The sequence below is a fragment of the Agrobacterium sp. rho-13.3 genome (assembly GCF_033957765.2).
Taxonomy (GTDB): Bacteria; Pseudomonadota; Alphaproteobacteria; order Rhizobiales; family Rhizobiaceae; genus Agrobacterium.
The window spans coordinates 1,324,052-1,337,779 of record NZ_CP192774.1; the positions used below are offsets into that span (position 1 = coordinate 1,324,052).

The following is a 13,728-nucleotide window of genomic DNA, read 5'->3' on the forward strand; positions in this document are numbered from 1 at the left end:
CGTTACGATTGCCAGAACCCGAAGAGTTACTTCTTTTTCGCGTCCTTGATCGCCTGCGCACGGGCGCGAAGATCGCTGGCGCGGCCTTCTTTGATCTCCTGTCGCGCACGCCCAAAGGCCAGCGCGTCGGCGGGTACATTCGCCGTAATCACGCTGCCGGAGGCGACATAAGCATGGTCTCCGATGCTGACCGGGGCAACGAGTGACGAATTGGAACCAACAAATGCATTTTTGCCGATTCGCGTTTCGTGTTTGTTGATGCCATCATAATTGCAGGTGATGGTCCCTGCCCCGATATTGCTGCCAGCACCCACGAAGGCATCGCCGATATAGGTCAGGTGATTGACCTTTGCGCCTTCGCCAATCTCGGCCTTTTTGACCTCACAGAAATTGCCGACCTTGGAGTTCGCGGCCAGATTGGCACCGGGACGCAGACGCGCATAAGGCCCAACCGTCGCACCGCCGCTGACATGCGCACCTTCCAGATGCGAAAAGGCGTGAATGACGGCACCCGATTCGATTGTGACACCCGGCCCGATCACCACATTGGGTTCGATCAAGGCATCCTGACCGATCTTCGTGTCCCATGAGAGAAACACGGTTTCCGGCGCAATCATCGACACGCCATCGATCAGGAACTGGTGACGCGTACGTTCCTGCCAGAGCTTTTCGATGTAAGCCAGTTCGGCGCGGTTGTTGCAGCCGGTCAATTCGGTTTCCGGCGCATCGATGGCAATAGCCTTGCCGCCCTGCGAGCGGGCGATTTCAACGATGTCCGTGAGGTAATATTCGCCCTTGGCGTTGCTGTTGCCGATGCGGGTGAGAAGGTCGAGAGCGCGGCGACCATTGACGGCCATCAGTCCGCTGTTGCACCACGTCACCTTGCGTTCTTCATCGGTCGCGTCTTTTTCTTCGCGGATAGCAACGAGTTCACCGTTTTCGACCAGCAAGCGACCGTAGCCGGTTGGCTTGTCCGTGTGAAAACCAATGACCACGACATCAATATTATCAGACAGCGCCTGACGTGCTTTTTGCAACGTCTCAGATGTCAAAAGAGGCACATCGCCGTAGGCGATCAGAATGTCGTCATAGCCCTTTTCGATGGCTTCGCGTGCGGCAAGCACGGCGTTGCCCGTGCCCAACCGCTCCTTCTGGAGATAAGGTTCAACGGATATGCCAATGTCTCGTGCAGCATCCGTCACCTTGTCTGCATCACGTCCGACAACGAGCGCCGCGGCACTGACGCCAGCACCGGCAACCGCCTGCATCACATGCGCAATCATTGGACGCCCAGCGACCGGGTGCAGCACCTTGGACATGGAGGATTTCATGCGTGTGCTTTCACCAGCGGCGAGAATGACGGCAAGGCAACTGCGTTCCATGGAAACTCCCATTCAACAACCATCCGCCTGCACATCGTTCAGCAGGCTCTTTCGCCCGCTATAAACGGTCGCGAATAAAGAAACCATGGAAATTCCATGAACGTCCGAAACCTGCCGTGAGCAGGAAAGGAAAAGCCGCGCATGTGTTTACGCGCGGCTTGATAATACTGTTCTGGTCACAATCCCCAACTCCGTCATACCGGACTTGATCCGGTATCCAGCCGCCGCGCGTCGGCGCGGCGAGAAGAGTCTTTTTGCCTTGCAGACGCAAGACAACTGGACCCCGGATCAAGTCCGGGGTGACGGATGTAAAGCAGTTGCAGCCTTACTTCGGCAGCTTGTCGTCCACGCCAGCAACGTAGAAGTTCAGGCCGAGCAGAACGCCGTCTTCAGCCTTTTCGCCAGCCTTCAACCACTCGGAACCGTCCTGCTTCTTGATCGGACCAGTGAACGGGTGAAGTTCACCAGACTTGATCTTGGCTTCGGTTTCTTCAGCCAGTTTCTTCACGTCATCCGGCATGTTGGTGTAAGGCGCCATGGTCAAGATGCCGTCTTTCAGGCCATCCCAGACAGACTCGGACTTCCATGTGCCGTCGAGAAGAGCCTGTGTGCGCTTGATGTAATAAGCGCCCCAAGTATCGACGATGGCCGTCAACTGTGTGGTTGGGCCAGCCTTGATCATATCGGAAGCCTGACCGAAGGCCTTGATGCCACGCTCGGCAGCAACCTGCATCGGTGCCGTTGTGTCGGTGTGCTGGGTCAGAATATCGACGCCCTGGTCGATCAGCGCCTTGGCGGCATCGGCTTCCTTGCCTGGGTCAAACCAGGTGTTGGCCCATACGACCTTGACCTTGAATTCCGGATTGACCGACTGTGCGCCAAGAACGAACGCATCGATGCCCATCACCACTTCAGGAATCGGGAAGGATGCGATGTAACCGGCAACACCCTTCTTCGACAGCTTGGCGGCAATCTGGCCCTGAATGTAGCGGCCTTCATAGAAGCGCGAATTGTAGGTGCCGAGGTTTTCAGCCGACTTGAAGCCGGTTGCGTGTTCGAACTTCACCTTCGGGAACTTCTGCGCAACCTTTACGGTCGCATCCATGAAGCCGAACGAGGTCGTGTAGATCAGTTCGCAGCCGGAACGGGCCATGCGCTCGATAGCGCGCTCAGCATCCGGGCCTTCTGGAACGCTTTCAAGGAACGGCGTTTCGATCTTGTCGCCGAAATGCTTCTGCAATTCCAAACGGCCAATATCGTGTGCCTGTGTCCAGCCGCCGTCGGTGCGGGTGCCGACATAGACAAAGCAAACCTTCTTGGCATCTGCGGCTTGGACGGCGGGAACCATTCCGATGATTGCGGCGGCAGATGCGGCCAGTGCGATGATGATTTTTTTCATTTTTACCCCTGCTTGGTTAGGCATGATCCGAGTTCTTATCGATCCGGCACGAACGGTTTTCCGAGCGATGCCGGTGTATTGATCAGCGTGGTGCGCCGATTATGGGAGATGATGATGAGGACAACAATAGTCGCCACATAAGGAAGCGCTGAAAGAAGTTGGGAAGGCACTCCAATGCCAAAAGCCTGCGCATGAAGCTGGCCAATGGTAACGGCCCCGAACAGATACCCACCCGCCAGCACACGCCATGGCCGCCACGATGCAAACACCACCAGCGCCAGCGCAATCCAGCCGCGCCCGGCAGACATGTTTTCCACCCATTGCGGCGTATAAACCAGCGACAGCTGCGCACCGGCCAACCCCGCACAGGCACCACCAAACATCACGGCAAGATAGCGCGCCCGGATGACATTGATGCCAAGGGCATGAGCAGAGCCGTGGTTATCGCCAATGGCGCGGAGTTTAAGGCCTGTGCGACTTTTGAACAGAAACCAGCTTATGCCGATCACCAGCGCAATCGACATATAGAAAATCAAATCCTGCCGAAACAGCAGCGGTCCGATGAAAGGAATTTCAGACAGAACCGGGAAGACAATGGGCTGAAGCTTAACGCCTGGAAGGCCGACAAAACTTTCACCCAACATGCCGGAAACGCCAAGGCCAAGGATGGTCAAGGCAAGCCCCGTCGCCACCTGGTTCGCCACCAGCGTCAAGGTTAGGAAGCCGAACAGCAGCGAGAACACGGCTCCCGCAGCAATTCCGGCCAGAATGCCGAGATAGGGCGTGCCGCTCATATGGGCGGCGGCGAAGGCGCAGACCGCACCTATGATCATCATGCCCTCGACGCCGAGGTTCAGCACGCCTGCGCGCTCCGTCACCAACTCGCCCAGAGCGGCGATAACCAGCGGTGTTGCGGCGGTGATGACAGTCAGAAGGATCGCTTGGGTCATATCCATCATGCGGCTCCTTCATTGCTATTGCCGCGCCCGAAACGGACACGGATTTTGTAGATGATCAGCGTGTCGCAAGACAGAACAAAGAACAGCATCAGGCCTTGAAACACCCGCGTGACCTTGTCGGACACGCCGATGGAAAGCTGTGCAGCTTCACCGCCGAGATAGGTGAGCGCCAGCACGAAACCGGATGCGATGATGCCGAGCGGGTTCAATCGACCCAAAAATGCAACGATAATCGCGGTGAAACCATAACCCGGCGAAATCGAAGGCTGCAAGTGCCCGATGGAGCCGGATACTTCCGAAATGCCGGCAAGCCCGGCGAAAGCGCCGGAAAGCAGCAGCGAGAACCAGACCATGCGCGTGGACGAAAACCCAGCAAAGCGCCCTGCCCGTGGCGATTGGCCAAGGACGGTGACCTGAAAGCCTTTGAGCATGTAACGCATCATGAACCACAGCGCGACAGCGGCGACGATGGCGAAAACGATGCCCCAATGGGCGCGGCCAGAGTCCAGAATTTCAGGCAGAACAGCGCTGGTATTGAATGGCTTCGTCTGCGGAAAATTATAGCCCGCCGGATCACGCCAGATGCCGCGCACCAGCCAATCCAGAAAAAGCTGGGCGACATAGACCAGCATGAGGCTGGTGAGGATTTCATTGGTGTTGAAGCGCGTTTTCAACAGCGCCGGAATGCCAGCGTAAAGCGCACCGCCGATTGCGCCCATGATCAGCATCAGGGGCAAAATCATCGGCGACTGCCACTCAGGATACAGCACCGGCAGAATGCAGCCGGTAATCGCGCCGATGGTGAATTGGCCTTCCGCGCCGATGTTCCAGTTGTTGGAGCGATAACAGACGGACAGGCCAACCGCGATGAGGATCAGTGGGGCGGCCTTGATGGCCAGTTCGTGCAGCGACCAGACTTCCAGCAGCGGATCGATGAAGAAGCTGTAGAGCGCGCTGAACGGATTTTTGCCCAGCAGCGCAAACATGATCGCGCCAAATACCAGCGTCAGAAACAGCGCCAGCAAAGGGGAAAGGAATGCGAAGAGATTGGAAACCCCAGTGCGTTTTTCAAGCTCAATGCGCATCGGCAACAGCCTCCGCATGTCCCGCATGAACGCCGCCCATCAGCAGACCAATTTTTTCCCGCGTCATTTCAGCGGCCGGATGCGCTTGCGACAGACGCCCATCGGAAATGACAGCAATGCTTGAGGCCACTTCAAAAATCTCATCCAGATCCTGACTTATCACAATCACCGCCGAACCTTCTTTCGCCAGATCCACCACCGCCTGACGGATGCGGCTTGCGGCACCCGCATCCACGCCCCATGTCGGTTGGTTGACGACGAGCACGGACGGTTGGCGGTCCAGCTCACGCCCGACAATGAATTTTTGCAGGTTGCCGCCGGACAACGATCCGGCGAGCGGGTCGTCACCGCTTTTGCGCACATCCATTTTTTCCGAAATGCGCTTGGCTGCATTTTTGATGACGGAATTGCGGATGATGTGCAGAAAACCGCCGCTCAAAAATGCTTTTCTGTCTGACCGACAGCGGGCAAGAAGAAGGTTGTCCGAAAGCGTCATGCTTGGAACAGCCGCATGGCCGTGGCGTTCTTCCGGCACGAAACCGGCACCCAGCAAGCGGCGTCCATTGATGCCCAGGCGCCCCACAGGCTTTCCGCGCAGGAAAATGGCCTCGTCGTTCGCCACCGGATATTCACCGGAAAGCGCATCGAACAATTCGCCCTGCCCGTTTCCGGCTACACCGGCAATCGCCAGCACTTCACCGGAACGCACCGTCATGGAAATATTCTTGAGCGACACGGCAAACGGCGTGCGCGCGGGAACGGAAAGACCAGCAATCTCGACGCTGATATCGCCAATCGTGCAATGATCATCCCGCTGAATGCCCGCGACATCGGACCCCACCATCATGCGCGCCAAAGACGCCGGCGTTTCCTTGCGCGGATCACACGCGCCCGTCACCCTGCCGTGGCGAAGTACCGTGGCGCGGTCGCAGATGCGCTGCACCTCTTCCAGACGGTGGCTGATATAAAGAACGGAACGGCCCTCAGCCTTCAGTTTTGCCAGCGTTTCAAACAGCCGGTCCGCCTCTTGCGGCGTTAGCACGGATGTCGGTTCGTCCAGAATTATCAGTTGCGGATTTTGCAACAGAGCGCGGACGATTTCGATGCGCTGACGCTCCCCCACCGAAAGATCGGCCACATGGGCATAGGGGTCCAGCGGCAGACCGTAAGCCTTGGAAAGCGCCTCCGCCTCACGGGCAATTTCTTTCAATGAGATTTTAGGGTCCAGCGAAAGCGCGATATTTTCGGCCACCGTCAGCGCTTCAAACAGCGAGAAATGCTGGAAGACCATGCCTATGCCAAGCTTACGCGCTTGTCCGGGCGAGCCGATGCGAACCGGCTTTCCCTTCCAGAGAATTTCGCCGATCGATGGCTCCAGCACGCCGAAGAGCATCTTGACCAGCGTGGATTTTCCAGCGCCATTTTCACCCAGCAGCGCATGAATTTCTCCAGGCGCTATATCGAGGTCTATCTCGCTACACGCCCCGAATGTTCCAAACAGCTTGGTAAGCTGGCGAACAGACAACAGAGGCAAGACCCCAGACGTCACCGATGCCGTCAACCTGTTCCCCTTTTCCACCCGCCGCCGCACTTTCTTTCGAAGTGTTGAACGACCGGATCGATAGTTATGCACTAAATTTGGGCACTGCCCTGTATCGATACTAAATACCGGTTTTATTGCTTCGCACAACTCTAAAACGCATTCAAAACAAAGGTTTTGAACCGATGTTTCTTTATGGTGCTTTTCCGCCCAGCCAAGGCAACAATTGCATCACGCCACCCACGCAATAAAGATAGATGCTGGTGATGACGACGCCCGCCACAACCCAGTCCGGCGTTGAGAAATGCAGCAGCAGCGAATAACCGCCCAAGGCGCACCACAGCAGGAAAATCGCCAAATTCAGCGGCCTCAGCCGCTTGACCCGCACGGGGTGCAGGAAATTGATGGGCAGGAAGGTGAGAACGACCGAAATCGTCACAATGGTCATCGCCGTCGTCGCACTGGCATCGATGACAAACAGCGTGAATACCACCATGTTCCACACCACGGGGAAACCGGAGAAGAAATATTCATCCGTTTTCATGCCCATATCGGCGTAATAGATAGCGCTGGACACGACGATCATGCCCGCCGCCACAAAGGACAATGGCTCGCCAATCATGCCACTTTGATAAAGCGCAAAAGCGGGCAGAAGAACGTAGGTCACGTAATCGATAATATTGTCCAGCGTATCGCCAGACCAGTTCGGCAAAACCTCTTTGACCCGCACCTTGCGGGCAATCGGTCCATCGATGCCATCAACCGCCAGCGCCAGACCAAGCCACCAGAACATATCGACAAAGCGATGTTCCGCCGCGGCAACCACGCCCAGAAACGCAAGAAACGAACCGGAAGCCGTCAGAATATGGACGGAAAATGCGCGCATTTCGGCATAGGGCACGCGCTTGTAATTGAATATTTTCATAATCAGCGCAGGCGCCCCGTTTTTTATCCGCTACGTCTCTTCCGGTATGCGACCATTCACCGCTCTTTGCAACCATTCCCCACGGCTTATCCTAAGACTAATATTGATTTTACATCAGGATCATGGCCTCGCTGACACAGGTGCCTTCTGGATTTGGCCTGGCAAAACTTCTATGTTGAAACCAGATTTGCGTTGAACTGGAACAGAACGATGAAAAACTTCGAAATCGCAATTGTCGGCGCCGGGCTTGCGGGCCAGATTGCAGCCATCGCACTTGCCCGTTCTGGCCGCACGGTGGCGCTCGTCGCGCCGAAGACAGATAAAACAGACAAGCGCACGACGGCGTTGATGGATCAGTCCATCCGCTTTCTGGATCGTCTCGGCCTGTGGTCGAAGGTCGAGCCTTCGGCTGCAAAGCTTTCCACCATGCAGATCATAGACGGAACGGACCGCCTGTTGCGTGCGCCGACCGTGGCGTTTCGCTCGTCGGAAATCGGTCTTCCTGCCTTTGGTTGGAACATGCCCAATGAGGCCTTGTTGAGCGTGCTGAGCGACGCGGTCGCGCAGGAAAACAATATCACAGCGGTTGAAGGCACCGTTGAGACAGTCGAAATCGGCAAGCATGATACGACCTTGACGCTGGCCGATGGCGAGCAAATCTCAGCAAGCTTCCTGATCGGCGCTGACGGTCGCAAATCCAAGGTTCGCGATGCTGCCGAGATCGGCGTTCGCACATGGTCTTATCCGCAGACGGCGCTAGTTCTGAATTTCGCGCATACGCGCCCGCACAGCAATGTCTCCACAGAATTCCACACCCCCACCGGCCCGTTCACACAGGTTCCGCTCGGGGGGGATCGCTCCAGCCTCGTCTGGGTCGTCACCCCCGAACAGGCGGCAGAGCTAACAGCGCTTCCGCTGCAAGACCTCAGCCGCCGCGTGGAAGAGCGTATGCAATCCATGCTCGGTACCGTGACGGTGGAAGACAATGTGCAGACCTGGCCGCTTTCCAGCATGACGGCGCATCGCTTCGGCAAAGGCCGCGTTGCGCTGGTGGGCGAAGCGGGCCACGGTTTTCCGCCCATCGGTGCGCAGGGGCTGAACCTCAGCCTGCGTGATATCATCGTGCTGACCGAACTGTTGGGGACGCTGACAGGCGGCCCGATTCCCGCCGATGCGGGCTCCAAATTCGACCGCCGCCGCCGTGCCGATGTCATCAGCCGCAGCTTGAGTGTCGATCTGCTTAATCGCTCGCTGCTGTCCAGCCTGTTGCCGATGCAAATGGCGCGCGCTGCCGGTCTGCATGTGTTGTCTAGCGTGGGGCCGCTGCGGGGCATCGTCATGCGCGAAGGCATAGAGCCGGGTCGCGGCCTCAAAGCCTTGCCTTCGCTGCTGGTCGGCAGCCTCAGACGTTCATGGAACGAATGAAGTACAGCACCAGCGACACGGTGAAGACTGAAAATACCGTTGAAATCAGGATCGTCGCAGACGCCCTCTCCTGCCAGACCTGATATTGCTGACCGATGACGAACACATTCGTCGCGGTCGGCAAGGCTGCAAGCAGCACAGCGGTTGATATCCACACAGGGTCGAACGAACCGACTGAGGATAAAATCAGATAGGCCAGAAGCGGATGCAAAATCAGCTTGGCCGGAACGATATAACTGATTTCCACCGGCACGCGGCGCAAGGGCCGCAGGGCCAGCGTCACGCCCATCGCAAACAAGGCGCAGGGCGCGGCGGATTGCGCCAGATAATCCACAAGCTGCTGTACAGGTTGAGGCGGTTGCCACGCAGCGACGGCAGCTAGAAAACCCGCGATCACGGATAGAATAAACGGGTGCGTCAGAACCTTGCGCGTCACATCGCCCGCAAGCTTCAATGGCGAACGTTTATCCCCACCCGCAACCGCCATCAGTGCTGGAGCTGTAATGAAGTGCATGGCGTTTTCCAGACAGACAATCAGCGCCACCGGCACCGCCGCCTTCTCTCCTAAAGCCAGCAGGGCCAACCCCGGCCCCATGTAACCGATATTGCCGTAACTGCCGGCAAAGCTCTGGATGGTCGATTCGGCCAAGCCGTTGCGTCTTACGACATAGCCGATCACAAACAGCAGCGTGAAAATACTGTAGGTCGCGACAAGGCTCAGCCCCACGAAGTCCATGCGCGCCAGTTGATCAACGGGCGTTTTGGCAACCAGCTTGAAGAACAGCGCGGGCAAAGCGGCATAGATAATGAAGGTGTTCAGCCATCCCATCGCCTCGGCAGGCTGCTTGGTGATGCGCGCCGCCAGATACCCAATGAAGATCAGCCCGAAAAACGGAAACAGCAATCCGGCGATGTCGGCCATGGCTCCCCTTTCGCCGTGTTTGATGCCGAAGCGGATTTAGCCGATTTGCATGAGGATTGGAAAGCTCTCCTGAAACCAGATCGCCACATTGGTGATGAAACCGGACATGAAGGCAATGCCGGTGAGAATCAGCAGAATGCCCATGCCTTTCTCCACCATGCCCAGATGGCGGCGGAAGCGTGCTAGAAACCGCATGAAGCTTCCAGAAAATGCAGCAGCGATCCAGAACGGAATGGCAAGGCCGGCGGAATAAACCGCAAGCAACATGGCGCCGTCCCCCACCGTCTGCCGTGAGGCGGCAACACCGAGAATAGCTCCCAGCACCGGACCAATGCACGGCGTCCAGCCAAAGGCGAAGGCAAGACCCATGAGATACGCACCAGACAGCGTCGCCGGTTTTCCGCTACTCTGGAACCGCGCCTCGCGCGAAAAAATGCCGATGCGAAACACGCCGAGAAAATTCAGACCCATCAGGATGATGATGCCGCCGCCGATTTTCGCCAGAATGTCGAGATTCTGACGCAGAACCATGCCGATGCTGGATGCCCCTGCCCCAAGCGCCACAAAAACAGTTGCGAATCCCAGGGTGAAAAATAGCGCCGCCAGAAGCACGGCCTTGCGAACCTGCGGCTGCGTTGTCTGGTGTTCATCGCGGAACTGTTCCACCGAAATGCCCGCCATATAACAGAGATAAGGTGGCACGAGCGGCAGCACGCAAGGCGAAAGAAACGACAGTGCACCGGCCAAAAGCGCAGTAAACAGGGATATATCAGCTATGGACAAGGAAGAACTCCGCGACGTTTCCACGTGCTTGTAACGCCGCCAACCCCTTACGACCAATCACCTTTTTGCGCTCGCGACAAAAAAACGCGGGAAGGTGAAATATTCCTGTTTTTATGGGTTGACCGCAGACGTGCCTCTACCTATGTTCCGCCCACTTCCGAAGGGTGCTTCGCCCCACAAACGGAAGCGCGCAGCTCAGACTTCAGAGCAACTGGTTTTTAGACAACTTCCTTCCGGAAAAGTCTCAATCAGCAACGCGAGACGGAAATGATGTGAGAGGCTAGCTCAGCTGGTAGAGCAGCGCACTTTTAATGCGCGGGTCGTGGGTTCGAGTCCCACGCCTCTCACCACTTCCACCCCAAAATTATCATTCCAATAAAAAATTCTCAGAGAGTTGCACCGCTCGTTAAGCGGCGCGGACGCGTCGAATCTCAAGTCCCCAATCTAAAAAACTGAGCCTCTTTTTGGTAAAGGCTCAGTTTTTGATCTTCGAGAATCAACCGCCCAATTTTGTAGAGCCGATCCTAAGTCGAACGGGTCGGGTTGGGATCGTCCGCAAAACCCTCGATCAAGCAGCCTGTTTGGGCAAGCTGTTCATATCGATGACGAATCGGTAACGAACGTCGCTCTTGATCATGCGTTCGTAAGCTTCGTTGATCTGATCGATGTTGATCATCTCAATATCCGCCGTGATGCCGTGCTCAGCGCAGAAATTGAGCATTTCCTGTGTTTCAGGAATGCCGCCGATCATCGAGCCTGCGAATGTCTTGCGGCCCGGTATAAGGCTGAAGGCATGAACAGAGAGCGGCTTTTCTGGAGCGCCGACCTGCACCAGCGCACCGTCACGCTTCAACAGCGCGAGGTAGGCGTTGATATCGTGGTCCGCAGCAACGGCGTCGATGATCAGGTCGAGGCTGGCTGCGCCCTTCTTCATCTGCTCGGGATCTTTGGACACGATGACTTCATGCGCGCCGAGCTTCTTGGCATCGTCTGCCTTGCTCGGAGACGTCGTAATCATCACGACGGTAGCGCCCATGGCGTTGGCGATTTTCACTGCCATATGACCAAGGCCACCGAGACCGACGACACCAACGCGGGTGCCGGGACCGGCATTCCAGTGGCGAAGCGGCGAGTAAGTGGTGATGCCAGCGCAAAGCAGCGGCGCTGCCGCCGCCGGATCAAGGCCTTCAGGAATGTTGAGAACGTAACGGTCGTCGACAACAACGTGTGCGGAATATCCACCCAGCGTATGTGCATCGCCGCCCATGGCCTTGTCTGGCGCATTGTAGGTGCCAGTCATGCCATTTTCGCAATATTGCTCCAGTCCTTCGGCGCAGCTTGGGCAATCGCGGCAGCTATCCACGATACAGCCAACGCCAACGCGGTCGCCTGCCTTGAACTTCGTGACGTCAGAACCGATGCGGCCAACACGACCGATGATTTCATGACCCGGTACGCAAGGGTAAAGCGAACCCGCCCATTCTGCGCGCGCCGTGTGGATATCGGAGTGGCAGACGCCACAGAATTCAATTTCAATTTCGACGTCACGCGGGCCAGGGTCGCGTCGTTTAATGGAGGCGAGTTTCAGCGCAGAAGAGCCATCGTCGCAGGCATAAGCTGAAGTTGTGAACATGTGATGTCACCCATTTTTCTGGTTTATCGGGTTTAAGCAAGCGGCCAGATCAAGACCCGGCTTTGCGGCGCTGGAGAAACGCCAGTCGATGCAGAAGGTTGCGGTTGAGCGTCAGCCCAAATCTTGCCCCGCTTCATTTTCCGCTGAACCAAAGACCTCCTCAAAAGCTTCGCGCAGCAGAACATCGACATCGCTCATCATAACCGGCAATCCGAGATCGACAAGGCTTGTCACGCCATATCGCGTAATACCGCAGGGAACGATGCCAGAGAAATGCGTCAGGTCAGGATCGACATTGATCGACAGACCATGAAAGCTCACCCATTTGCGAAGGCGAATGCCGAGTGCTGCAATCTTGTCTTCCGTAACGGTGCCATCGGGTAGAAGCGGTTTTTCAGGGCGGCGCACCCACACGCCAACGCGATCCTCACGCCGTTCTCCGCGTACGTTCATCTTATCCAGCGTGCGAATGATGACGTCTTCAAGCGCGGCCACGAAAGCCCGCACATCCTGTTTCCGGCGCTTGAGATCAAGCATGACATAAACAACACGCTGGCCGGGACCGTGATAGGTATATTCACCGCCGCGACCCGTCGCAAAAACAGGGAAACGATCCGGTTCGATCAGGTCATCCGAGTTAGCGCTGGTGCCCGCAGTATAAAGAGGCGGATGTTCCAGCAGCCACACGAGTTCGCTTGCCTCACCGGCTGCAATTGCTGCAACCTCGCGTTCCATCTCGATTATGGCGTCCTCGTAAGGCACAAGTCCGTCCGAGATTCGCCAGCGAACGGGCGGCGAACCGGGAATGGCAAACATGTTTGTGTGGAGATCGGTGCGTGTCAGCATGAAAAGTCCTTTCCACAGCCTTCTGTCAGAATGATTTCGAGGCTGCAACCCCAGCATTTCCGGGCTTCTTCGATATAGGGACTAACATGGTGATTTTTAATTTCAAAAATCTGTCATGACGCTCTTGTGCACCGAAAATCGTTTTGCTACATGCACCTTCGTCGGCGCAAGTCGACATCTACCACGGATGCGGTCGTGGCGGAATTGGTAGACGCGCAGCGTTGAGGTCGCTGTGGGGCAACCCGTGGAAGTTCGAGTCTTCTCGACCGCACCAAAGAAACCCGCTTCGGCGGGTTTTTTCTTTTTTATCAATATTGTCGTCGAGTTTGTTAAAGTTATCGCCTCCTCCAACGCGTTCCAAAAAATCTAGCCAAACTTTGGGTTTGGCTTGAAGTGACACGTCACCCTCCCCCCATAGATATGTGCTTTCCCGCATTGCGTCCCAACTCATCGATTAGGTGGGACGCTTTCGCCCGCCTTCAATCGGCTCAACGCACCATTCAGGCCAGAAACCGGAAATAAGCCCAAGCGGCGACGAAAAACGCGATGACGCCAAGTATGGTGAGAAGTTTACGCAACTGCGGGCGTGGTTGTTTGGGCTGCTTGGGTGGTTGCGGTTTGCGAAACTTGATCACGTTCTCATTCATGAAGGATTGTCCTTTTGGAAACTCGGCCAGAGTGAATATCGTTCGGTCGGTTGGTGCAAGCCTGACCGATCCTGTTTTCTACCGGCAAGTGTTTTTCTGTTTCCTTAATCCAACAACTATGTCCCGCTTGACTTCACACAGGAGTCGGTCCAATTGAGTTTCAGTGACCAGGCCGCAACACA

Annotated in this window: 12 protein-coding genes and 2 tRNA genes; 3 read left to right on the forward strand and 11 right to left on the reverse strand. The window is 56.4% G+C overall.

Annotated elements, in window-relative coordinates:
• Positions 1 to 26 precede the first annotated feature (26 nt).
• The 6 genes from glmU to pcsA all read right to left on the reverse strand — a co-directional run bounded on the left by glmU (position 27) and on the right by pcsA (position 7,290).
• Entirely contained in the window at positions 27 to 1,382 is a 1,356-nt protein-coding gene (gene glmU, locus RMR16_RS06620) for a bifunctional UDP-N-acetylglucosamine diphosphorylase/glucosamine-1-phosphate N-acetyltransferase GlmU (RefSeq protein ID WP_320201585.1), read from the reverse strand.
• A 325-nt stretch (positions 1,383 to 1,707) separates the two neighbouring features.
• Positions 1,708 to 2,781: a BMP family ABC transporter substrate-binding protein gene (locus tag RMR16_RS06625; RefSeq protein ID WP_320201584.1), complete on the reverse strand. Its 1,074-nt coding sequence runs from the start codon at positions 2,779 to 2,781 to the stop codon at positions 1,708 to 1,710.
• Between the two features lie 35 nt (positions 2,782 to 2,816).
• Positions 2,817 to 3,737, reverse strand: a complete 921-nt coding sequence (locus tag RMR16_RS06630) for an ABC transporter permease (RefSeq protein ID WP_320201583.1) — start codon at positions 3,735 to 3,737, stop codon at positions 2,817 to 2,819.
• Positions 3,737 to 4,825 carry an ABC transporter permease gene (locus RMR16_RS06635; RefSeq protein WP_320201582.1) on the reverse strand — a complete coding sequence of 363 codons (1,089 nt, stop codon included), beginning with the start codon at positions 4,823 to 4,825 and terminating at the stop codon, positions 3,737 to 3,739. Before RMR16_RS06635 ends, RMR16_RS06630 begins: the two co-directional genes overlap by 1 nt.
• Entirely contained in the window at positions 4,815 to 6,386 is a 1,572-nt protein-coding gene (locus RMR16_RS06640) for an ABC transporter ATP-binding protein (protein ID WP_320201581.1), read from the reverse strand. The genes RMR16_RS06635 and RMR16_RS06640 overlap by 11 nt, the downstream gene beginning before the upstream one ends.
• A 172-nt stretch (positions 6,387 to 6,558) precedes the next feature.
• Positions 6,559 to 7,290 carry a phosphatidylcholine synthase gene (gene pcsA / locus RMR16_RS06645; RefSeq protein WP_320201580.1) on the reverse strand — a complete coding sequence of 244 codons (732 nt, stop codon included), beginning with the start codon at positions 7,288 to 7,290 and terminating at the stop codon, positions 6,559 to 6,561.
• 210 nt (positions 7,291 to 7,500) lie between these two features.
• Here pcsA and RMR16_RS06650 point away from each other — a divergent pair, with 210 nt between their 5' ends.
• The gene (locus RMR16_RS06650; protein WP_320201579.1) at positions 7,501 to 8,715 is read left to right on the forward strand and encodes a UbiH/UbiF family hydroxylase; all 1,215 of its coding nucleotides are present in this window, start codon (positions 7,501 to 7,503) and stop codon (positions 8,713 to 8,715) included.
• Here RMR16_RS06650 and RMR16_RS06655 read toward each other — a convergent pair.
• Both RMR16_RS06655 and RMR16_RS06660 read right to left on the reverse strand, forming a co-directional pair.
• A complete protein-coding gene (locus RMR16_RS06655; RefSeq protein ID WP_320201578.1) occupies positions 8,693 to 9,637 on the reverse strand; it encodes an AEC family transporter in 945 nt (314 codons plus the stop codon). The two genes, RMR16_RS06650 and RMR16_RS06655, sit on opposite strands and share 23 nt — an antisense overlap.
• 36 nt (positions 9,638 to 9,673) lie before the next feature.
• Positions 9,674 to 10,420, reverse strand: a complete 747-nt coding sequence (locus RMR16_RS06660; RefSeq protein WP_320201577.1) for a cytochrome c biogenesis CcdA family protein — start codon at positions 10,418 to 10,420, stop codon at positions 9,674 to 9,676.
• Between the two features lie 274 nt (positions 10,421 to 10,694).
• Here RMR16_RS06660 and RMR16_RS06665 point away from each other — a divergent pair.
• A tRNA-Lys gene (locus RMR16_RS06665) sits at positions 10,695 to 10,770 on the forward strand.
• A gap of 218 nt (positions 10,771 to 10,988) precedes the next feature.
• Here RMR16_RS06665 and RMR16_RS06670 read toward each other — a convergent pair.
• Together RMR16_RS06670 and lipB are read right to left on the reverse strand one after the other, a co-directional pair.
• Entirely contained in the window at positions 10,989 to 12,053 is a 1,065-nt protein-coding gene (locus tag RMR16_RS06670) for an NAD(P)-dependent alcohol dehydrogenase (protein ID WP_320201576.1), read from the reverse strand.
• Between the two features lie 111 nt (positions 12,054 to 12,164).
• Complete coding sequence (gene lipB, locus RMR16_RS06675) at positions 12,165 to 12,899, reverse strand: lipoyl(octanoyl) transferase LipB (protein ID WP_320201575.1); 735 nt, start codon at positions 12,897 to 12,899, stop codon at positions 12,165 to 12,167.
• A 189-nt stretch (positions 12,900 to 13,088) separates the two neighbouring features.
• On the opposite strand from lipB, the gene RMR16_RS06680 reads away from it, so the two are divergent.
• A tRNA-Leu gene (locus tag RMR16_RS06680) sits at positions 13,089 to 13,173 on the forward strand.
• A 226-nt stretch (positions 13,174 to 13,399) separates the two neighbouring features.
• Here the strand turns inward: RMR16_RS06680 and RMR16_RS06685 are convergent.
• On the reverse strand, positions 13,400 to 13,546 hold the full coding sequence (locus RMR16_RS06685) for a hypothetical protein (RefSeq protein ID WP_320201574.1): 147 nt from the start codon (positions 13,544 to 13,546) through the stop codon (positions 13,400 to 13,402).
• Between the last annotated feature and the right edge of the window lie 182 nt (positions 13,547 to 13,728).